Raw genomic sequence first — 21,586 nt, 5'->3', positions numbered from 1 at the left:
CTCGCTTCGCCCTGCAAGACGCCCTCCCCAGGGAGCACTCGCACAAACCGAACAATCGTGATGCTAGCGACGAATTGTGACAGTCACGTGAAATCTATGACATTTCCACATGACCGACGGATCCGCGTGCGCGCAGGTCAGGCGGGCTCTCGCATGGACGCCGCGCGCGTGCGCGCCTCCGTCCGCGCTGCGAGCCGCGCGCCGACGACCTCGCGCAGCGCCTGCAAATGATGCCGAGCCGCCTCCGCCGGACCGTACTCGGAGGCGACCGCTCTGCGGTGCGAGGCCGCGGCCTTGGTGTCGACGCGGACGCGGGCGCGCTTGAGCCCCTCGGCGAGCGCGCCGGGATCCTCCGACGCGACGACCTCGCCGAGCTCCGCGTCGGTGATGACATCCGAGGGCCCGAACTGGCAGTCGGTCGCGAGGACCGGGAGACCGAACTGGAGCGCCTCGACGAGCGCGACCCCGAACCCCTCCCAGCGCGACGCGAGGACGAAGCAGTCCGCGGACGCGAGTAGCGGCGCGGGCTCCGACACGTAGCCGGCGAACTCGACCCGATCCTCGATCCGCAGCTCGCGCGCGAGCGCCTTGAGATCCTGCTCGGCGGGGCCCGACCCCACCAGGAGCAGACGGGCTCCGTCCAGGTCCTCGGCCGCGAGCGCGAACGCCCTCAGCAGGACGTCATGCCCCTTCTGGTACGCAAGGCGCGCTACGCAGATGAAGGTGAAGGGCGCATCGTCCTCGCGCTCACGACGCTCGGGCGCGTGCAGGTCCCTCACCGGATTCTTGGAGAACAGCGCCTTCGTGCCGGACGACAGGTGCTCCTTCACGTAGTCCGCGAGCGATGGCGACACGGCGAGCACCCCCGCCAGGTCGCGCGACACGAAGCCCCTGAACGCCTTGAACGACGCGCGGGTGAGCAGCGATCCACCCTCCTCCTCGACCCGCGGGTTCCCGTGCAGGTGCCCGATCAGCGACGGCATCCCGCGGCCGCGGGTCGCGAGCCAGCTGACCGTGGTCGCCTCGACCTGAGGGCTCACGAGCACGTCGATGCGCTGACGACGCACCATCCGACGCAACGGCCCGGCGAGCCCCAGCAGGCGGTCCACGCCGAGCTCGTGCTTCGTGTAGGAGGTGCGGCCGAGCTCACGCTCGGCGTAGTGGCTCGCGTAGATGACGTGCACGTCGAGCTCGTCCCCGAACGTGGTCGCGAGCTCGGACGCGAGCTCATGGACGACTCGCTCGATCCCCGCGAAGTGCCGCGACGGCGGCACGAGGTAGGCGATCCGCAGCAGACCGTCGTCGCCACGCTCGGCCGCGAGCCCGCGGCGCTTGGCGCCGGGAAGGACGTCCACGTAGACATCGTCGTAGTCGCGCGCCATGCGCTGGACGGTGAAGTGCTCGGACCCCTCGTGCGCGAGCGACCGCCACGTGGCGAGGCTCTCGTCGGAGTCCAGCAGGTCCCGGAAGGCATCGGCGATCTGCTCAGGGGCGTGCGTGTCGACGAGGTGACCGTAGGCGCCGTAGCCGAGCACCTCGGGGATCCCTCCGACCTTGGTGCCCACCACGGCCGCCCCCGCGACGCGCGCCTCCATCACGGTGAGCGGGCAGGGGTCGGCGAGCGTCGCGGTCGCGACGACGTCCGTCTGCGCGAGATAGGCCCAGGGCGTGAGCGTGGAGCCCATAAAGTGCACGCGGTCGGTCAGCCCCGCGTCCGTCGCCTGCGTCTCGAGGTCCTCGCGCGAGGCACCCCAGCCGAGGATGTTGAGGTGCCACTCGGGGTGCTCGTCGGCGATCATCGCGAAGGCCGCGAGCACGTCGCCCACCGCCTTGCGCGGGTGGAGCCCGGAAAGGGTCATGATGCTCGGCCTGTGCAGCGGCCCGATGTCGTCGAAGTCCTGGCCCTCGCGCGCCGATCCGGCGGTGCCGTTCAGCACCGTCACCACCTGGCGGTCGGGGTAGCGGCGGGAGCGCAGCAGCCGCCGCTCGGCCTCGCTCACGGCCACGACGCGGCGACTCACCCGCATGAGCCACGAGTGCGTGTCGAACGAGTTGTGCATCGTCGACACGAGCGGCGCCCGGAACAGCAGGGACAGCGGCATCGAGATCACGGCCGAGGACATCATGTGGGCGTGCAGCACATCGGGGCGCACCTCCCGCATGAGGCCCGCGAGCGCGGCCATGTTCTCGAGCGCGTGCTTCTTCGAGTCCGGCTCCGGGAGGTCCGTGACGTGGACGCCGTGCTCCGCGAGCACGGCGTCGTAGGACCCGCGGGCGCTCGCGAACCACACCTCATGTCCGGCGTCCGCCTGCGCGCAGGCAAGGTCGACAGCCATGTGCACCGACCCGTTCCCCCGGACGGCGTGCTTGAGCAGGTGGATGATCCTCACGAAAGGCCCCCTTGTGCGTGAGTGGTCGTGGTCTGTCCTAGGACGATGCGTGGTTCACTTCGGCGACACCGTCCCGCCAAGCTTCTTCTCCGCGTTCCTGGTGGAGACGCGCGCCGTGGGCTGATAGTCGAATCCGCCCTGCTTGCCGAGCGAGGTCACGCCGTGGTCGTGCAGGAGCGCGACCTGGTCGGCCGCCCGCGCCGCGCTTCCGCCGGTGAACACGGGGTACACGTTCTCGAGCACGTGTCCACCCTCGATCCTCAGGTCCCCGTGGAAGAGCCCGTTGGCCTGGGTGTGCTCCCGGAACGACTTCTCGGCCTCGGCGACCGTCCGCACGGACCCGGACCCCACGACCTCGACACAGAAGTACTCGCGCTCGCGGACGGGCCCGTAGAAGTCGGAGTGCATCGTGAGCCGCTTCCACGAGCCGTCATGGGAGAAGTTGTAGAGGATCGACGTGTCGAACCCGCGCCGCCCCGCGAAGCTGCACAGCAGCGAGATGATCGTCACGGTGGGAAGCGGCTCGCTGTCGACACCCACGAGCGCGAGCGCCCGATGCGTGGGGACCGTGGACACGAGCATCGGGCTCGAGAAGTCTCCCGCGGACGTCCTCACCACGAGCGACTCGTCCGCTCGCTCGATCGCCGTGGACGGCGTGGACAGCAGGAACTCGACGCCCTCGGATTCGAGCCGCTCCACGAGCGGCCGGTAGAGCGCGTCGAAGCCCTCGCGTGGGCGCACGAGCTGCTGGGTGCGCCGCTGCGTCGGGGCCTCCACCTCCGGTCCGCGTCGCGCGAGCCGCTTGCGCAGTCCCCTCGCGGCGCGCGTGACGCGCGGCCACACCCGGGCGTTGTCGGCGATCCACATCATCCGCGCCCTGGCGAAGTCGAGGTCGATCACCTCGGAAGGCAGACCGCAGAACCGCTCGATGTAATGCTCGAGCCCGGTGCGCTCCGCGGCCTTGGTGCCGACCCAGAAGCGCGTGAAGTCGCGCGCGTTGCGCTGGTTCCGGTAGCGGAACCGCGACGCGACGAGAGATGCCGCCATGCTCGCCCACGCGGCCGGACCGGCGGCGACGAGGTCGTCCTTCATCGAGAACGGATAGTCGGTCACCTTCCCCTGCGGGTTGAGGCGCGACCACGTCGGCTCGACGGGCACGTAGCGAGGGAGCAGCTCGGGAAAGCGATGCACCAGAGGCGAGTCGTCCTGGAAGATGAGGCTGCCCACGTCGAACGTGTAGCCGTCGATCGAGAAGTCGAGGTGATTGCCCCCGACCCGCTCGTACTCGTCGATGACGAGCACCGTCCTGGCCCCCTTCTCGAGCAGCACGGATGCGGACACGAGCCCGCTGATCCCCGCCCCGAGCACGATCCCGTCGTACACCTTGGTGACCCCGGGGGGCACCCCCCTGTCGTGCGCCACGCCCGGTACGGCACCGTCGCGCTCTCTCGTCCCCTCAGCCGTCATCACCCTGCCCGTCCCCTCTCGTCGCGCAGCTCCTGAAGCGCGAGCGCTCGCGCGTGCGACACCCCGTATCGCGGCCGATATCCCGCCTCGGCGAGCCGGTCCGCGGGGAACCTCGCGCGCCACAGCGGGTTCCGCAGCGACACCGCACGGAACCTCACCAGGTCGTGCGCCCAGTCGGCGAGCGAGGGCACCCGGATCACCCGGAACCTGTCGTCTCCGGTCGCCGCGTACGCGTCGCGCATGAAAGCCCGGTGGGTGGGCCGATCCGCATCGTCCTGGGCGAGGTTGAAGGTCTCGACCTGGCCCGGCTCCCCCACCCCTGCGAGCGAACGCTCGAGCGCCCAGATGAGCGCATCGGACACGTCCTTGACGTAGACATGATGCGCGTGGCGGTGGGCGCCGAGCGTCCGCTTCACCGTGCTCCAGCGGCGGATCGACGCGATGTCCGCGGTGTCGACGACGACCGCGGGCCGCATGATCGTGTACCGCACACGCGTCGCGGTCTCGGCGATCGCGCGCTCGCCGAGCAGCTTGGTGCGACCGTAGGCACGCACGTACTCCATCGCGAGGTACTCGCCGGGCACGTCGCGCTCGACGGTGAGGACCGGGCCCGTCTCGATCGCGTCGCGTGCGAGCGGGCTGCCGTAGACGGACACCGTGCTCGTGTAGCAGAAGGCGCCGACTCCTGCGCGCTCGGCGGCCTCCGCGAGCAGGCGCGTCCCGTCGGCGTTGACCGCAGGCATGATCGGCTTGTCACCCTTCGCCGCCGCGAGGTGGATGACGGCGTCCGCGCCGATCATGAGCGCATCGCAGTCGGCAGCCTCGGCCGCCTTGAGATCGAGCCGCGCCCACTCGACCTCCGGGACGGCCCCGGTCCCCTGCCGGGAATCCCCTGACGTGGTCGCCCGGACGCGATACCCGCGTTCGACGAGGTCCTCGACCACCACGCGACCGATGCCGCCCCTCGCGCCGGTCACGACGACCAGCGGCGCCTCGGGTCGTGCCGTGGCCTCGAGCGCCTCGCGCACCGGGCGGTCTCGCACGGCATCGGCGGTCCGGATCGCGAGCGCGACGATCATCTGCGTGGGGTTGCAGTGCCCCGCGGTAGGGAACACCGAGCTCCCCGCCACGTACAGCCCGGCCACTCCGTGCACCTGCCCGTGGGAGTCGACGACGCCGTCGTCCGGCGCGTCCGACATCCGGGTCGTGCCCGTAGGGTGGGCGACATCGACCCAGGAGTCGGGCAGCTGGCCCTCCTCGCGGATCCACGGTTCGAGCGTCGGCGCGGGCAGGCCCATGCGAGCGAGCTCCGACGCGGTGAGCTCGGCGATGCGACGCACGGTGCGCGCCTCGTCGGGGTGCTCCCGCCAGTCCACACGCGCCCGCCGCTGCCCGAGCGCGTCGCGCTCGTCGCTGAGCGTGACCCGGCTGTCCGGGTCGGGGTGCTGCTCGATCATCACGAGCAGCTCGAGCTCGGAGAGCTTGCGCGGCACCCCGGTGTGGTGGATGAGGTAGTCGGGGACGCCGCGCGCGATGTAGTCGGCGTTGCGGGCCACGCTGCGCAACGCGTGCGCTCGGTTGGTGCCACCGCGGATCGTCCGCCGGATCCCGTCCCACGGGTCGTCGTCGGCGACGATCTCGCCGAGCCATGCCGACGCGTTGAGCAGCCGCTCCTCGCGCTGGACCTCGGGGCTGAGGCGCATCCCCGCGCGGAACAGCGCACCGCGCACGGTGTGGCGCAGCAGCTTCGACTGGAGCGGACGCACATCCTCGGCCGCGAAGGCGCCGACGCGTCCCCTGGGGTGGTCCATGAGGTGCCTGCCGACCTGGTCGCGGGAGTTGCCGAGGCCCGCGGGGACCACGGAGTCCGACGCGAGCAGCAGCCGCGCGTTCTCGATTCCGCCAGCGCACAGGACGACGGTGGTGGCCCTGAGCTCGCGCACGAGGCCGTCCGGGGTGGCGAAGGCGACGCCTCGCACGCCCGTGCCGTCGGATGTCGCCTCGACACGGACGACGGTGGCGCCGGCCACGAGCGTCTGCCGCGGGCCGAGCCTGTCGACCAGCCCCCGTCCGAACCGTCGATACTCGAACGGATACGACGGATGCGGGTCCTTGCTGAACTGCCAGTAGAAGGGCCGGAGCAGCGCGGGGTCGGGAGGGGTGTCGAGCCGCGCCGCGGGAGCGAGCTCCCAGAAGCGCTCGTCGGAGAAGTCCTCGCCGAACTCGAGGCCGAGATGCGCGGCGGAGCGCGACAGGTAGGGGGCGAGGTCGCGGTGCGCGAGCGGCCACCCGGAGCCGGGCACCCAGTCGCGCTCCTCGTAGTCGATCTCGTCGAACGGGGCGACGCGGCCACCCCACGTGTACGAGCTGCCGCCGACGATGCGGTTGCGGACCTTGAACTGGTCGGCCACCCTGCCCCGGCCGACGCTGTCGATGTCATTGAGCCGGTCCGCGTCCTCGCGACGCTGGAACCCGCCGCTCTCGAGGATCGTGACCCTCAGCGGCGACCTTGCGAGCTCTGCCGCGATCGTCGCGCCCGCGGGCCCCGTGCCGACGATGCACACGTCGCACGAGTCCAGCGCCTCGGATGCCAGACCGGAACCGCTGTCCGAAAACAGGTCTACTTTCGGCATGATCCGATTCCTCCCCCCAGTCCCGTATGCCCGACGTTGCGGGAAATGCACCCTTCTTGTCAATCCCCCTTCCCCAAGTTGGGGAGACCGCCGCGGCCCCTCTTGCCGCCGTCCGACTACCCCGCGCGCCGGCCGGCGCGGCTCGCGCCGAGCCGCGGCCGCTCGGGGAACGGCGGCGCCTCGTAGAGGTAGCGACCTACGTTCCCCGCGACCGCGCGGGACACGACGAGCGCCACCGCTATCGCCCACGCGGCGACGACGATCGGCACGAGCCCTCCGAGGATCGAGTCCGCGGAACCGGGCACGCCGACGCCGACGAGGACCGTGAGGGTCACCACGACGATCGGCACGTGCGTCACGTAGATGGGGAGCGTCTGCGTGCCCAGCACGCGCACGCGCTCGACCGGCGCGAGCAGCACGCCGAGCGCCAGCGTCAGCATCGTCCCGAGCGCCGCCATGGCGGCGAACGCGACGGGCCGGCCGTCCATCCCCGACGCGACGAAGCCGACGACGAGCAGCCCCCAGACGCCGACGTACGCGAGCGCGACCGGCCATCGCACGGCCCCCATGAACCGCACCACGTGATCCCTGAGGTGCAGGCCTACCAGGAAGTACACGTAGAACTTCAGCGCACCGGAGTAGCCGACGTTGTACTCGTGGATCGCGGGCAGCGCGAACGCCGCGATCGAGGCGACCGTCGCGAGCGACAGCTGCAGGATCACCGGCATCCTGCGCGTGATCCACATCCCGATGTAGAAGACCGCAAGCGTCCACAGGAACCACATCTCGAAGCGCGGCCGCACGGGAGACAGGAAGAACTGCAGGAAGTTCTTGAGCGGCTCGCGCTCCATGCCGTCCAGCCGCGCCTCGAGCGGGAGGATCAGCAGCATGAGCGCCGACCACACCATGAACACCCACATGAGGGGCCAGACCTTGACCTTGAGCAGCTCGGGCAGCGGACGCGTCAGCCACCTGCCCGCGAACAGGCCCGACACCAGGAAGAACGGTGGCATCAGCACCGTCTCCAGGATCGGCGTCACCTGATCCCACCACGCCGGCGCATAGCCCGCGTTGACGGACCAGATCGCCGAGTGGAACACGACGACGAGAACGATCGCGGCCCCTTTGACCGTGTCCGCCCAGTCGAGCCGCCTCCCCATGCGGCTCAGTCCTCGCTCACCGTCACGGCCGGCGCGGCCGATGACGCAGCGGAGCGCCCGGCGCCGGGGCTCGACCTCGCGGACGTGGGCACACGGGAGTCCGGATCATCCGGAGCGGGAGGCGGGGGCAACGCCGACGACTCGGTTGAGGCGCGCGCCTCCCGGTCGGCCATGACCATGCTCGCGAGCACGCCGAGCGTCATCCACATCACCCCCGAGGTCGAGGTCAGCTCGGGGCCCGAGACGAACCGCGCGATGAGCGTCGTGGCGAGGACCCACAGCACGGGCTGGGCCGCCCTGATCCGGACCGCGGGCAGCGCGACCGACGCGACGGACGCGGCGAAGAGCAGCACCCCGACATAGCCGGTCGTGCTGAGGAGCGTCGCGAAGAACGACGACGCCCGCCCGCTGCCGAGCCCGACCCCGAATCCGAACGTGTCGAGGAACACCTGGTACGAGTCCGCGTCTGCACCCGAGCGCTCGCCGTAGGAGTCCGACGCGACCTTCTCCGTGAGCACCGCCTGCACGAACTCGTAGGCAGCGGGCACGACCCACACGGACGCGACCACCATGGCGAGGAAGACGTACACGCCGCCCAGCGGCCATCCGGTCCGTCCGCTCACGAAGCCGCCGACGACCACCACGACGGCGAGGCCCAGCATGATGGCTCCCACGACCACGAACGTCGTGGAGGTGGAGACGATCCCGAGGAAGATCGCGATGCCCGCGACGACGAGGTTGCCGAGCCGCCACGGCCCGCGCACCTGGACGGCTCTCGCGAGCGAGTACACCGCGGCGGTGAGCGCCACGCCGGCCAGCGCCGACGGCTCGGAGAAGATCCCCCGGAAGCGCGGGATGCCGCCCGCCGCCGTCTCGATGTACGCGAAGCCGGGCGAGTTGTCGAAGACGCCGTACGGGAACGGGACCCCTGCGTGGAGCCCGAGGTAGCGCCACAGCGACAGCAGCATCGCGACGGCGAGCATGAGCCCGAGCGTCTGGGGTCCGGTGCTGCTCGTGTAGGCGAACAGGAGGACGACGCCGATGCTGAGGCCGAGGTAGAGGATCTGCGCGATGTTCGAGACCGTCAGGTGACCGGCGACGAGCTCCGCGCCCGAGGGGGTCACGGTCACCAGTCCGGGGAACAGCATCGGCGCGACGAGCGTGACGAGCACCGCCCAGGCGAAGAACGCGAGGAACAGCCCGGCGCCGGGCACGGCCATGATCGAGATGCGCCGTCCTGCCGACCTGCCCCGGGCGTAGCGCGCGAGGAGCACGACCAGCAGTCCCGACGCGACCGCGTAGAACGTCGGCACGGCGACGGACCCCACGACGGCCGCCGCGCCCGCCGCGGTGACCCCCGCCAGCGCGAGCGCGCGATCGTATCGTCGTGTGGCCAGCCCGTAGCCGATCAGCACGAGCGCAGCGACGGTAAGCACCCCCATGTCCGTAAAGTACCTTGCGTCCAGGGAATCCGTCTCGGGTATGTTTCAACCATTGGCGTTGGGGTGCACGCAGGGGCGTGCACCGGTGCAGAGGGGGCAGCCATGGAGCTCGACTATTACCTGAAGGCGTTGCGGCGCGGATGGCTGAGGGTGATGCTCGCGGCGATCGTGGGTGCCGCGATCGGTGTCGGCTACCTCGCGATCGCCCCGAAGACGTACGACGCGACCGCGCGCGTGGTCGTGGCGGTGAACGACCCGACGAGCATCCCCGACGCCCAGTCGGGCGCACAGTTCGTCTCCTCGATGGCCTCGACCGTCGCAGCGATGATCGACTCCCCGATCGTGCTCGAACCGGCCGCGGAGAGCCTCGACGGCGCGCACTCGGCCTCGGCGCTCGCCTCCATGGTCACGGTGGCGACCGAGACGTCGACCGGCCTGCTCACCCTCACCGTGCGCACGGACGACGGCCAGGTCGCCGCGGACGTCGCCACGGCGGTCGCGGAGTCCGCGAGCGACATCGTGCCCGAGCAGGTCGGAGGCACCAACAGCGAGGGCGACGACCTGATCCGGGTCGACGTCCTCAGCACCCCCGACGCTCCGACCTCGCCGACGAGCCCGAGCACCAAGGGGGTCATGGTGATCGCGACCCTCATCGGGCTCACGGTGGGCCTCGCGCTCGCAATCGCGGCCTACGCCGCCGATCGCCGCGTGCGACGCCCCGAGGACTTCCGCTCCGTCGGGACGCCCGTGCTCGCGGCGATCCCCGGCGAGCCGAAGGCGTTCGCGGGCACCCTCCAGCTCGACGACCGGACGGCGGCCGCCTATCAGGCGCTGCGCACCGCCGTCTCCGCAAGCTCGAACGGAGCCCGCTCGAGCACGCTCGTCGCCCCGCTGACCCCCGGGAACCACGACGCCGACGTCCCCGCGCGCCTCGCCGCCGCGTACGCGCGCGCCGGACGGCGGACGCTCGTGATCGACCTCGACGCGCGCAGCACGGCGCTCGCGTCCGTGCTCGACCTTCCCGAGGCCCCAGGCGTGTTCGAGGTGCTCGCGGGTGGCGCCACTCCCGACGAGGCGACGGTCGAGTCCTCCGAGCCCGGCGTCTGGGCGATGCGCCCAGGTGAGCCCCAGGGCAGCCCCGCCGATGCGCTCGCGGGCCAGATGCTCGAGCCGCTTCTCCAGTGGGCGGAGGCCAGCTTCGACACCGTGGTGCTCACCGCGCCCGCGGTGCTCGATCGACCCGATGCCTCCGTCGTCGCCGCACGGATCGGCCGCGTCGTCATCGCGGTCAAGTCCGGCAAGGACGACGCCGACGCGCTCCAGCAGGGTCTCGACACCCTCGCCTCCGCGCACGGCGCGGTGCTCGGCGTGGCGCTTCTGGAGCCGCCGCGGAGGCACTGAGGATCCGCCTCTCGCCGCGGCTCATCCACAGGACCCTTGCCCGAATCGCCCCGCCGTGGGTAGTTTGGCCCTGAATCATCCGATTCATCCAATGGGGCGCAGGGGCTTCGTCGGCTAGGCAGGCGACATCGCGCCCGCACCCGACGATGCGCTCTCGCCACAGCGCCGGGGGGTGGCATGGGCGGGGTTCTGGTACACGAGTGGCTCGCACCTGCGGGGGGCAGCGAGAACGTCTTCGAGGCGATGGGGCGCATCTATCCGGAGGCGGACATGCTGTGCCTCTGGGACGACTCCAAGGGGCGTTTCGAGTCGGATCGCCTGCGGCAGACGTGGCTCGCTCGCACGCCCTTGCGCCGCTCGAAGGCGGCCGCGCTTCCGCTGATGCCGCTCGCGTGGCGCACCCAGCGAGGCCCGGAGTACGACTGGGCGCTCATCAGCTCGCACGCCTTCGCGCACCACGTCAACTTCGGCAGGCCGAGCCTGCCGCGCTACGTCTACGTCCACACCCCCGCGCGCTACGTCTGGACTCCCGAGCTCGACAAGCGGGGGTCCGGCCGCGCAGCACGGATGGTGGCGGCGGCCCTCAAGGGACCCGACCGGCGGCGCGCCGCCGAGGGCGCGCAGTTCGCGGCGAACAGCGAGTTCGTGCGCCAGCGCATCGCCGACACGTGGGGCACCGACGCCGAGGTGATCCACCCGCCGGTGGACGTGGAGAGGATCCAGTCTCAGGACTGGGCGCAGACCCTCGATGAGGACGAGTCTGCTGTGCTCGCCTCGCTTCCCGAGACCTTCATCCTCGGCGCCTCGCGGTTCATCCCCTACAAGGAGCTCGACGTCGTCATCCAGGCCGGCGAGGCGTGCGGGATGCCGGTCGTGCTCGCGGGCAACGGCCCCGAGCTTCCGCACCTTCAGCAGATCGCGCAGGACGCGAGCGTGCCGGTCACGTTCGTCCTGTCGCCGTCGAGCCCGCTCCTGTGGTCGCTGTTCGCCCGCGCGGCGGTCTACGTGTTCCCTGCGGTCGAGGACTTCGGGATCATGCCCGTCGAGGCGATGGCCGCGGGCGCGCCCGTCGTGGCGCGCGATGTGGGTGGCACCGCCGAGTCCGTGGTGCCCGGGGTCACCGGTGCGCTCACGCAGTTCGAGTCGCCTGGCGCTATCGCCGAGGCTGTCCGAACGGCCATGGCGACCTCGGTCGAGTCCCGTCGCGCCCACGCGCGATCGTTCTCGCAGTCCCGCTTCGCCGACGAGATCCGCGAGTGGGTGGGAGCATGACAGCGCCGACCGTGACGGACACGCGCTCCCTCGTCGTCAACGGGGCGTTCCGACCCCAGCGGGTGACGGGCCAGCAGCGGTACGCGATCGAGATCGCGGATCGTCTCGTGCGGGACCACGGGTTCGGCGAGCACGCGCCCCAGGGCGGCTGGCTCGGCTCCGCCGTCAAGGAGTGGGCATGGACGATGCTCCGCCTCCCCTCCCTGGCGAGCGGCTCGGTGGTGGTCTCGCTCACGGCACGCTCGCCTTTCGCGCGTCGTCAGGTGCTTGTGGTGCACGACCTGTTCGTGCTCACGAACCCCGAGTGGTTCTCCCGCAAGTACGTCCTCACCCACGCGCCGACGCTGCGTGCGCAGCTGCGCACCGCGTCCGCCGTGGTCGCGGTGAGCGAGCCCACCGCTGAGGCGGTGCGGGGCAGGTTCGCCGGGAAGGTGGTCGTCGCACCCAACGCGCCGAGCGACGTCTTCAGGTCGTCGCCGAGCGCGGCCGACGCCGCAGCCACGGGCGCGCTCGAGTCGCGCGGTCTGCGTGAGGACGGCTACCTGCTCACGGTCGGCAGCAAGGACCCACGCAAGAACCTGCCCCGGCTCGCCCACGCGTACGGACTGCTCCCGGAGGAGACGCGAAGCCGCTTCCCCCTCGTCGTCGTCGGCGGTGGAGCGGCGATCTACCAGGGAGAGAGCATCGCCTGGCCGAAAGGCACCGTCGACGCGGGCTACGTGACGGACGACGACCTGCGAGCGCTCTACGCTGGGGCGCGCGCCGTCGTCTTCCCCTCCATGGCGGAGGGCTTCGGGCTCCCGCTCGTGGAGGCCGCCGCGGCCGGCGCCGGCTCGCTCGTCGTCTCCGACCTGGACGTCTTCCGCTGGATCTGCGAGGACGGCGCCGTGTACGTCGACCCGTCCTCCGCCGAGTCCATCGCGGCGGGGCTGACCGCCGCGATCGAGGGGCGGGCCCCCGCGATCTCGATCGACCTGGACCGATTCGACTGGAACGCGTCCGCGAGAGCGGTCGCGGAGATCTGCACCGAGGTGGCGAGGAACCGATGACGACCTCCGACTCACGGCCGCTCACCGCGGCGATCATCCTGGCCTCCGCGGGCCGCCCGCAGCTGCTCGACGACATCGCCTCGCGGCTCATGGAGCAGACCGTCACTCCGGTCGCCCGCATCGTCTCGGTGCCGAACGAGGACAGCCTGCCGGCTGGGCTCAACCCCGCCTGGACCGTCGTCACCGGCACGAAGGGCCTCGCCGCGCAGCGCAACGCCGGGCTCGACGCGCTGGGCGACGGCGCGGACGTCGTGCTGTTCTTCGACGACGACGCGATCGTGCGCCGCGACTACGTCGAGCAGGCGCTCGCCTTCTTCCGGGACCACCCCGACTTCGTCGGGCTCACCGGCCGCGTGCTGCTCGACGGCGCGGCAAGCAAGACCTACGGCGAGGTGCCGCTTGAGGAAGCCGACAGGCTCGTCATCGAGTCGGAGCCCGAGCCCCTCACGGGCGGGTTCGAGCCCGGCCGCACCCTGTTCGGCGCGAACTTCGCATTCCATCGCGCGAAGGTTCCGGACATCCGTTTCGACGGACGGCTGCCGCTGTACTCGTGGCTCGAGGATCACGACTTCGCCAGGCGCCTCCTGCGCTCAGGCGGCATCGCGCACGTCGAGGACTGCGTCATCGTGCATCGGGGCGCCGCGTCAGGTGGTCGCACGAACCACGTGCGGCTCGGGTACTCGCAGATGATGAACCCGATCTACCTGCACCGTTCGGGAAGCTTCCCGCTGTGGCTCGCGGCCTGGGAGATCTTCCGTCCGACCGCCAAGAATGTGGTGCAGTCGGTCCGCGGCCCCGCCGCTGAGTGGCGGCGCGAACGGCTCAAGGGCAACCGCATGGCCCTGGGGGACGCGCTCGGGGGCCGCATCACGCCCGAACGGATCACCTCTCTGTGATCGACTCCCCCGCGAGTCGCTCGGCGACGCCGGACGATGCTCGGGGGGTCGACGACCGCGGTGAGGGCCCGCGTCGACGCAGGAACCGCCGCACTCTCGCGGTGGTCGCGCTCGCGCTGGCCGCGGCGACGCTGCTGCTCGCGCAGGACTCGTCGTTCCTGCGAGGTGGCCCGCGAGCCGTGCAGGTCGAGGCCTCGTCCTCCGCGGCGGGCACGGACGCCCAGGACCTGCTCACCGCCGCGGCGGACATCGCGGAACCGACCGCCCTCGCGGCGCCCTCGATCGAGGATGGAGTCACGGCCGACACCTCCGACTGGCACGCTGGAGACGTCACATGGCAGTCGACCGACGGCGCCCGCGGAACCGCGCTCACCGTCACCTGGCCGTCCGCGGTCACCGTCAGCCACGTCCGCCTCGACGGCGCGGGCGGGCCGAGCCACGCCTACACGGCGGCGGTCATCACGTTCGAGGACGGCTCCACGGTATGGGTCACCCCCGATTCCCGCGGGAACGTCTCCATGGACATCGAGCCTCGCAGCACGACCACCGCGCAGGTCCAGTTCGTCGACGGCGGCGAGGGCGCCGACACCGTCGCGCTCAGGGCCATCGCCTTCGACGACTCGGGCGCGGACCTCTCGTCGATCGACCCGCACCCTGTCGTCTCCGACGACACGGCAGGTCCCGCATCGTCCCTGGTCGACGGCGACATCGCCGCCGGAGACGGCGGCGACGCCTGGAGCACCACCGAGACGGACCCCTGGGCTGGTCTCGCATGGGATTCCCCGACCCCGGTCTCGAGCGTTCAGATCCTGGGGGTCCCGGGGGCGGACGGACCCCTCCACGGCACGCTCGAGTTCAGCGACGGCAGCACGATCGTCGTCAGCGGGGTGACCGCGGCCGAGGACGGACCGACCACCCTCGCCTTCACGACACGGACGGTGACCTGGGTGCGGTTCGTCGCCGAGGGCGCGGGCGCCGAGCTCGGCGAGCTGCGCGCCTACGCGCCCGGCACCACGCCTCCGACGTGGCCGCTGGCCGGGACCGAGGAGTCTGCCTCGACTGCCGCATCGTCCTGCGACTCCTCCACCGAGCCGGTCGGCTCCTCATCCGGATCCGCGCCCGCGCTCGTGTGCCCCGCCGTCGGATCCAGCGTCGGGGACAGCGCGACCATCGTCGTCGCCGCCGACCCGGGAGCGACGCTCACAGCGACCGCCTGGTCTCCCGAGACGTCCGAGCTCGTGGCGGTCGGCACGGCCCAGGTCGGGGACGACGGCACCGCGACCCTGTCCATCGACATGACGGGCCTGCTCCAAGGCCCGATGGCGATCGCAGTCGATAGCGACGGCTCCGACACCCCGTTGTACGTGCAGCTCGACAACACCTCGGGCATCACCGCCGAGGACGACGGATACGCACCCGCGGGCATGACGCTCCAATACGAGGACGACTTCACCTCGCCCCTGTCGGTCTCGAGGCTCGGCGCCGGCACAGCGTACGCCGCCACGAAGCCCACATCCTCGGGCGCCTCCGAGTTCTCCGACTCGGTCTTCGCCGACCCTGCATGGGGCACCGACACCCTCACGACGCTCGACGACGACTACCTGCGGATCACCCTCACGGACCTCGGGGACCGGGAGGACCCGTTCGGGTGGGGCCGCGACGACCTCGGCGGCATCGTCTCCTCCGCGCGCGTCGGCTCATCGGGCTTCGCCGCGCAGTACGGGTACTTCGAGGCGCGGATCCTCGCGCCGGCAGGACTCGGCACCTGGAGCGCGTTCTGGATGCTCGACACCGAGAGCGTCCGGAAGTCCGACGAGGGCGCCGGCGAGGTCGACGCGGTCGAGCTCTACGGCCACAACCCTCGGGGAAGCTGCCACACGATCCACAACTGGGCATCCGACACCCAGGCGATCGGCGAGTCATGCTTCGACGACAACGGTGAGGGCGACTGGGCGCTGCGCTGGCACACCTACGGAGTGCTCATCCACCCGGACGGCGCCGACATGTACATCGACGGCACGCTCGTCGCGTCCAAGTCACGCCTGGACCGCGACACGCTCCCCTACTACTTCCTGCTCAACCTCGCGTCCGGCGGAGGCTGGCCCGTGGACCTGAGCACCACGGGGAAGCACGTCGAGATGTACGTCGACTGGGTGCGGGTCTACAGCTGAGCGCGGAGAACACGCGCGGGCGCCGTCCTGTGCGGAGCGGCGGCGACAGCCCGCGACGGCGTCAGCCCGCGACCGGCTGACGGAAGCGTCGCTCGATCAACCGCTCCGCCACGGGCTTCGGCGACACGAGCGTCGCGACCGACCACGCCGAGACCATCACGCGGTATCTCGCGCTCTCGGGCCCCGGCTGGAATGGAGAGGCGAGCGCGTCGCCGAGCATCCGCAGCGCCGAGTCGCCGGGGATCGGGTGATCCTCAGGGCGCATCCTGCGACCCGACACCCTCAGCTGCAGCAGATGCCTTCCGCGGAACAGCGGCGCGATCCCGTCGCTCTCCTGCCCCGAGATCTCGATCGCGTAGCGGTGCCGCTGGACGGCCCGTGTCAGGTGCCTGGTGAAGCGGGAGTAGTCCACGAGCACGTGGCTGCGGTTGTCGCCGTGCTGGCGGTACCTTGCCTGCGGCTCCTGAACCGTCACGACGTCACCCAGGTAGGGGGCCGCGGCGAGCACCGATGAATCCGTGGAGTCGCCGCACCGGCCATCGAGGGGGAAGAGCCTGTCGAGGAAGGCTCGAGCGTAGACGTTGCCTGAGCCGGGCGGCGTCGGATAGGCGGCCGTGACTCGCATCCACCTGCGCACGTCCTCGGGACTGGGGACCTTGTCGAAGGTCGGGAAGCTCGTGCCCGTGGGGGTGCCGTCCTTGTCGATGCGGATCATGGGGAACTGCACCTTGCTGACCTCGGGCCCCCACACGTCGGCGCACGCACGCGCGATGGTCGGCTCGAGCACGTCATCCGAGTCAAGGAACACGACCGCGTCTCCGGTCGAGGCCGCGAAGCCCGCGTTGCAGGCTTCCCGGGGACCCGCGTTCTCCTGGAAGATCGCGGTGATCCGGTCGCCGTAGGCCTCGATCCGTGCGCGAGAGTCGTCGGTCGACCCGTCGTCGACCACGATCACCTCGACGTCGGGCCAGTCGATCGCGAGCGCGCTGTCGATAGCGGCCTCGATGTAGCGGCCGTAGTTGTAGTTCGGCATCACGACGCTGAGTCGCTTCATGACGGTCCCCTCCCTCACACCGCGCCGATCCGACGATCAGGCGCGTCGAACCTTCCTGAGCACGGGCCGGGCCCCGTACCCGAGCTCGATGGCGGCGAGCAACGGCAGCCGGAGCGGGGTGCTCGCGCGCGCGATCTCGCCCTCCCTCCACATCACGGAGCCCTTGAGCGCCGCGACCGGCCCTTGCCACTGCCGCGCGGTCCAGGTGCCCTCGCGCCCGAAGTCATGGGAGCGCGTGCCGACGTCGAGGACCCGCGCATCGTCCGCCGTGGGCCACACGATCGCGCGGGACAGCTCACGCCAAGCGTGGGGCGCGTCGGTGAGCACGCGCTCCGCGGTGGCACCCTTGAGGTCACGCTCGAGGTAGGCGAAGGCTCCGGCGAGGATCGACCCCTTCGCCGGAAGCGCCTTCTCCTGCCACCCCTTGATCTGCTCGAGGTTGGACACGATCGCGCCATCGATGTCGTCGAAGCGGCGCACGCTCGGAAGCTCCGGCTCGAAGAGCCACTCGACGAAGTGCCAGTAGCGCAGCAGAACGCTGCGCCTCCTCAGCGGCGAGTAGCCGTTCGAGTGCTCGAGCAGCCCGTGGGTCGGCACGTCGGGCGCGCCCCGGAGCGGACGATGAATCCGCGCGATCAGCGCGGACGAGACGCGAAGGTCGGGAAAGCCCTCCGCCACGAGCAGCCCGGTGGTGCCGTGCAGCCCCGTGTCGACGAGCATGACGTGGTTGGCGCCCCCGGCGGCGCCGCGCAGGTGCGCGTCGAACCTGTCCGACTGACGCAGGATCTCGGCACGGGCCTCGAGCGCCTCATCACGCACGAGCACGTTGAGCAGCGACTCGGGCGTGGTCAGGTCGTGGGCGCCCGGCACGGAGGCGTCGAGCTCGAAGCCCGAGAGCGCCTTCACCGTCTGCGCGTTGGTCGACTTGCTGAACTCGTAGAAGAGCGTCGCGGCGCCTGCGGGGGCGAACGGCGCATCGCCTCGCAGGGCGGGAGCCAGGGCCGGGCGGGTGGCGGTCAGCCGCGAGGTCATCAGCGGCACGGCGCGGACCGGCGACTCGAGTCCCGTCGACACCAGGAAGCGCTCGTACGCGGCGAGCATCGGCAGGCCGCCGCGCGCGCAGAACAGCATCGTGGTGTCGCCCGGCTCGTCGATCAGTCGCGCGAGGTTCCACAGGCGCAGGCAGAACTCCGCGACGACGGGGCCGACCACGGCCCGCCCGAAGTCCTCGGGGCTGCGCGCGGTCACGAGTGGCCCACCCTCGCCTGCATCGGAAGAGTGCGGATCTTCCAGGACAGCCGCACGAGATCGTGCCAGCGCGAGCGCGGCACGTGGGCCGCACCCCACCCGGCCGCGGAGGGGTTCTCGAGGTCCGCGTCGAGCGTGTCGCCGACGTGGATGAACTCGAGCGACTCCCGACCCTCGAGCACCGCCACGCGGTCGAAGATCCCCCCGCCGTGCTTCGAGGCGCCCACATCCGAGCTCGTGTAGATCGCGTCGAAAGGCTGCTCGCCAAGCACCGAGAGCAGCAGCCGCTCCACGTCGCCGGCCGAGTACCAGGTGTCGCTCACTGCGATCACCCGCATCCCGCGCTCACGGGCCTCCGCGATCATCGCGAGCGCACGAGGATTCGGCTTGAGCCGCGCGATGTCAGCCTCGAGCTCGCACTCCGCGAGGACCGCCGCGCCGTGCGCTCCGAGTCCGAGCGGCGCGGTCGCCGCCTCGCACAACGCCGAGAAGCGGGCATCCGCGCCGGGCCGCTCCATCTGGATGGCCCGATACGCGTTGTCGTGCGACAGCAGCCGCATCGCCGTGAGAGGCGCGGGGTCCACGCCAAGGCGCTCGGCGGCCAGCTCCGCGGCCTCCACGAACCGGAACACCTGGGTGGTGCCATCGCGCAGGACGACCGTGTCGAAGATGTCGAGAGAGAGAACCGTCGTGGTGGGGGCGGAGACCGCACCCCTCAACACCTCTACACTCAAGCCCGCCTCCGCATGGTGGATATGCCCCCTGTTTCCGTTTTCATCGTATCCGGGCACCCCGGGCGTTGGCTACGAATTGTGAATAACTGTCGCAAGCGCCCCAAATCGCCCTACTGTGGGTCGCGTGACCGCCGTCGAAACGCGCGAGCCCGGCTTCCGCCGCGCAGCAGTTCTCATGACCGCCACCAGCTTCCTGGTGCCGGCGGCGGGCCTCGTCACCGCGCCGATCCTCGCGCAGGGACTCGGCGCCGAGGGACGCGGCATCCTCGCCGCGGCCCTCGCCCCCTCGGCGCTCATGCTCAACCTCGCGACGCTCGGACTGCCTGACTCGCTCACCTTCCACCTGGCGCGCTGGCCCAGCCTCACGCGCAGGGCGACGGCCTGGTCCTCTGCGGCGACGATCGTCCTCGGGATCGTCTCGATCGGCGTGACGGCGCTTCTGCTTCCGCTGCTGTCCTCCGACGACGCCGAGCTGTCCCGGCTGATCCTGATCGCGAGCGCCTCCACGGTCCCCGCCCTCGTGGTCGGCGTGCTCCGCGGCGCCGCGGTGGGTAGACAGCTGTGGAAGTACATCGCGATCGAGCGCGTGATCCTCACGCTCGGGCGCGTGGTGCTGTTCTGCGCGCTGTTCTGGACAGGCACGCTCACGGTCTTCTCGGCCGTCGTCGTGAACATCGCGCTGCCGATCGCCGCCGGCGTGGTCTATCTGGTCGTCACGCGCAGACCGCCGCTCGACAGGGACAAGCCCGGCCTCGAGTCGCGGTCCATGAGACCCGTGTTCGGCTACGGGCTGCGCGTGTGGTGGGGCTCCGTCGCCTCGATGACGCTGTCACGCCTCGCGCCGCTGCTGATGGTTCCGCTGTCGACCGCCTACGACCTGGGCCTGTACACGGTGGCGACGACGATCTCCGACCTGCCGCTGATCGTCGCCCTCGCCGTGCAGGGAGCCTTGTTCGGCGTCGGGTCCCGGGACCAGAACGCCTCGCGCGTCACCGACACAGCACGCCTCACGACGCTGCTTGCGATCGCCGGCTCGGTCGCGATCGCGGTCACGCTCCCGTGGTGGCTCGCCCCGCTGTTCGGCTCGGACTTCGCGGGCGCGCTCGGCCCGACGATCCTGCTGCTCGCGTCCGCGTGCATCTGCGTGCCCGGCCTCATGGCCGCGGGCGGGCTCAGCTCGTTCGGCCGACCCTCCTTGCGGAGCCTCGGCCTGCTGGTCACGCTGGTCGTCTACCTCGGTGCGTTCCTGCTGCTGGTCCCTCACCTCGGAGTGTGGGGCGCGGCATGGACCAGCGTCATCGGCAACGTCGTCATGAGCACGTTCATGATCGCGACGGCCAGCCGGGTCATGGAGGTTCCGGCGTCGCGGTTCGTCGCGATCACGTGGTCCGACGTTCGACGCCTGTGGGACCTGGGAATGCAGTCGACGCGGGTGGTCCTCAAGCGCCTGGGCCGCTGACCGGGTCCTCCCCCGCCACCGCATCGTCCGCAACCGCGGCATCGTCCACAGCGGACGACTCCTCGGCCACCGCATCGTCCACGACCACCGCGTCCCGGCCGACGACGGCCGCGCCGATGAGCGTCGTGAGCGGCACCGCGAGCACCAGGCCGATCGAGCCGACGAGCGTGCGCACGATCTCCTCGGCGATGTCGGCGCTCGTGAGCGTGAGGCCGACGCTCTGCTGGTACATGGACACGAAGAGGATGGTCGGCAGCGCGGCACCGACGTACGCGAAGGCGATCGTGTAGACGGTGGACGCGATGTGGTCCCGACCGATCCGCATGCCCCGCGTGAAGAGCTCGCGTCGGCCCATGTCGGGACGAGCGGCGCGCAGCTCCCACACCGCGGACGCCTGGGTGATCGTCACGTCGTTCAGCACGCCCAGGCCGGCGAGGATGATGCCGCACAGCACGAGCCCCTGCAGGGAGACGCCCCTGTTCCAGAACTCCAGGTGGACGCCTGTGTCGCTCCAGATGCCGGTGAGCTTCGAAGCGGTGACGGCCCACCACGCGAGGGCGGCGGTCACCGACAGGCCTGCGAGCGTGCCGAGGTACGCGGTCGTGGTGCGGGCGTTGACCCCGTGCGCGAGGTACAGCAGCACGAACAGCGCACCCGCCCCCGTCACGAGGCCCACGATCAGCGGGTTCCCGCCGTCGAGCAGCGCGGGCGCGGTGAAGAAGATGATGATGCCGAACGCGAGGGCGAGCCCCAGCAGGGAGCCGAGCCCTCGCCACCTGGCGACGATCAGGACGAGCGCCACGTAGACGATGAACAGCAGGAGCATCGGCGCGGTCCGCTCGAAGTCCGAGAACACCAGCGTGCCGTCCTCGAGCTGGAGCGCTCGGATGACGTCGCCCGTGTGGACCTCGACCGTGGGGTCACCGGTATCGGCCATCACCTGCTCGCCGGCGTCCTCCTCGCCCTGGACGATGAGGTTCCACGTGCCGTCGTCGTTCTCGGTCGTGACCTCGCCCGTGACCCAGCTCGACCCTTCCTCGAGGGTCTGCATCGAGCCCAGCATGCTCCACGTGCTCGGCCACACGACCATCGCGCCGACGAGCGTGAGGAACAGCACCGCCGCGACGGCGGAGCCGAGCACGATCGAGGCGCGCTCGCTCGCGCGCGGCGGATGCTCATCGGCGCCGACGTGCGCGTGACCGGCGCCCAT

The 21,586-nt window shown here is 71.0% G+C and carries 15 protein-coding genes; 6 read left to right on the top strand and 9 right to left on the bottom strand.

What is annotated here, in order from left to right; translation table 11 throughout:
* Positions 1 to 137 precede the first annotated feature (137 nt).
* From AOP78_RS04165 to AOP78_RS04145, 5 genes are all read right to left on the bottom strand, one after another.
* The gene (locus AOP78_RS04165) at positions 138 to 2,390 is read right to left on the bottom strand and encodes a glycosyltransferase (protein ID WP_062201933.1); all 2,253 of its coding nucleotides are present in this window, start codon (positions 2,388 to 2,390) and stop codon (positions 138 to 140) included.
* Positions 2,391 to 2,444: 54 nt separating this feature from the next.
* A complete protein-coding gene (locus AOP78_RS04160) occupies positions 2,445 to 3,812 on the bottom strand; it encodes an FAD-dependent oxidoreductase (RefSeq protein WP_062202570.1) in 1,368 nt (455 codons plus the stop codon).
* A gap of 44 nt (positions 3,813 to 3,856) precedes the next feature.
* Positions 3,857 to 6,490: a GMC oxidoreductase gene (locus AOP78_RS04155; RefSeq protein WP_083979831.1), complete on the bottom strand. Its 2,634-nt coding sequence runs from the start codon at positions 6,488 to 6,490 to the stop codon at positions 3,857 to 3,859.
* Positions 6,491 to 6,606: 116 nt separating this feature from the next.
* Positions 6,607 to 7,650: an acyltransferase family protein gene (locus tag AOP78_RS04150; protein ID WP_062201931.1), complete on the bottom strand. Its 1,044-nt coding sequence runs from the start codon at positions 7,648 to 7,650 to the stop codon at positions 6,607 to 6,609.
* 5 nt (positions 7,651 to 7,655) lie between these two features.
* Positions 7,656 to 9,092 (bottom strand): hypothetical protein, encoded by a 1,437-nt coding sequence (locus tag AOP78_RS04145; RefSeq protein WP_062201929.1) that lies wholly within the window; start codon positions 9,090 to 9,092, stop codon positions 7,656 to 7,658.
* Positions 9,093 to 9,194: 102 nt separating this feature from the next.
* Between AOP78_RS04145 and AOP78_RS04140 the strand changes: the two genes are divergently transcribed.
* From AOP78_RS04140 to AOP78_RS04120, 5 genes are all read left to right on the top strand, one after another.
* Positions 9,195 to 10,493, top strand: a complete 1,299-nt coding sequence (locus AOP78_RS04140) for a Wzz/FepE/Etk N-terminal domain-containing protein (protein ID WP_062201927.1) — start codon at positions 9,195 to 9,197, stop codon at positions 10,491 to 10,493.
* A 177-nt stretch (positions 10,494 to 10,670) separates the two neighbouring features.
* Positions 10,671 to 11,765, top strand: a complete 1,095-nt coding sequence (locus AOP78_RS04135) for a glycosyltransferase (RefSeq protein WP_062201924.1) — start codon at positions 10,671 to 10,673, stop codon at positions 11,763 to 11,765.
* Entirely contained in the window at positions 11,762 to 12,814 is a 1,053-nt protein-coding gene (locus AOP78_RS04130) for a glycosyltransferase family 4 protein (protein ID WP_062201923.1), read from the top strand. Before AOP78_RS04135 ends, AOP78_RS04130 begins: the two co-directional genes overlap by 4 nt.
* Positions 12,811 to 13,710, top strand: coding sequence for a glycosyltransferase family 2 protein (locus tag AOP78_RS04125; protein ID WP_062201921.1), 900 nt, complete (start codon positions 12,811 to 12,813; stop codon positions 13,708 to 13,710). Before AOP78_RS04130 ends, AOP78_RS04125 begins: the two co-directional genes overlap by 4 nt.
* The gene (locus AOP78_RS04120; protein WP_062201919.1) at positions 13,707 to 15,881 is read left to right on the top strand and encodes a glycoside hydrolase family 16 protein; all 2,175 of its coding nucleotides are present in this window, start codon (positions 13,707 to 13,709) and stop codon (positions 15,879 to 15,881) included. The genes AOP78_RS04125 and AOP78_RS04120 overlap by 4 nt, the downstream gene beginning before the upstream one ends.
* Before the next feature lie 61 nt (positions 15,882 to 15,942).
* Here the strand turns inward: AOP78_RS04120 and AOP78_RS04115 are convergent, their stop codons facing one another.
* Genes AOP78_RS04115 through AOP78_RS04105 form a run of 3 tightly spaced genes read right to left on the bottom strand, consistent with a single transcriptional unit; the run spans position 15,943 to position 18,917 of the window.
* Positions 15,943 to 16,935 (bottom strand): glycosyltransferase family 2 protein, encoded by a 993-nt coding sequence (locus AOP78_RS04115; RefSeq protein ID WP_062201917.1) that lies wholly within the window; start codon positions 16,933 to 16,935, stop codon positions 15,943 to 15,945.
* A 36-nt stretch (positions 16,936 to 16,971) separates the two neighbouring features.
* The gene (locus AOP78_RS04110; protein WP_062201915.1) at positions 16,972 to 18,183 is read right to left on the bottom strand and encodes a hypothetical protein; all 1,212 of its coding nucleotides are present in this window, start codon (positions 18,181 to 18,183) and stop codon (positions 16,972 to 16,974) included.
* Complete coding sequence (locus AOP78_RS04105) at positions 18,180 to 18,917, bottom strand: HAD family hydrolase (protein ID WP_152659400.1); 738 nt, start codon at positions 18,915 to 18,917, stop codon at positions 18,180 to 18,182. Before AOP78_RS04105 ends, AOP78_RS04110 begins: the two co-directional genes overlap by 4 nt.
* A 124-nt stretch (positions 18,918 to 19,041) precedes the next feature.
* On the opposite strand from AOP78_RS04105, the gene AOP78_RS04100 reads away from it, so the two are divergent.
* Positions 19,042 to 20,376, top strand: a complete 1,335-nt coding sequence (locus AOP78_RS04100; protein WP_152659399.1) for an oligosaccharide flippase family protein — start codon at positions 19,042 to 19,044, stop codon at positions 20,374 to 20,376.
* Here AOP78_RS04100 and AOP78_RS04095 read toward each other — a convergent pair.
* A complete protein-coding gene (locus AOP78_RS04095) occupies positions 20,357 to 21,586 on the bottom strand; it encodes a YibE/F family protein (RefSeq protein WP_062201908.1) in 1,230 nt (409 codons plus the stop codon). The genes AOP78_RS04100 and AOP78_RS04095 overlap by 20 nt on opposite strands.

Source organism: Demequina salsinemoris (genome assembly GCF_000974805.1).
Classification (GTDB): Bacteria; Actinomycetota; Actinomycetes; order Actinomycetales; family Demequinaceae; genus Demequina; species Demequina salsinemoris.
The sequence above is the reverse complement of the archived record's forward strand: the minus strand, read 5'-3'. Positions and strand labels throughout refer to the sequence as shown.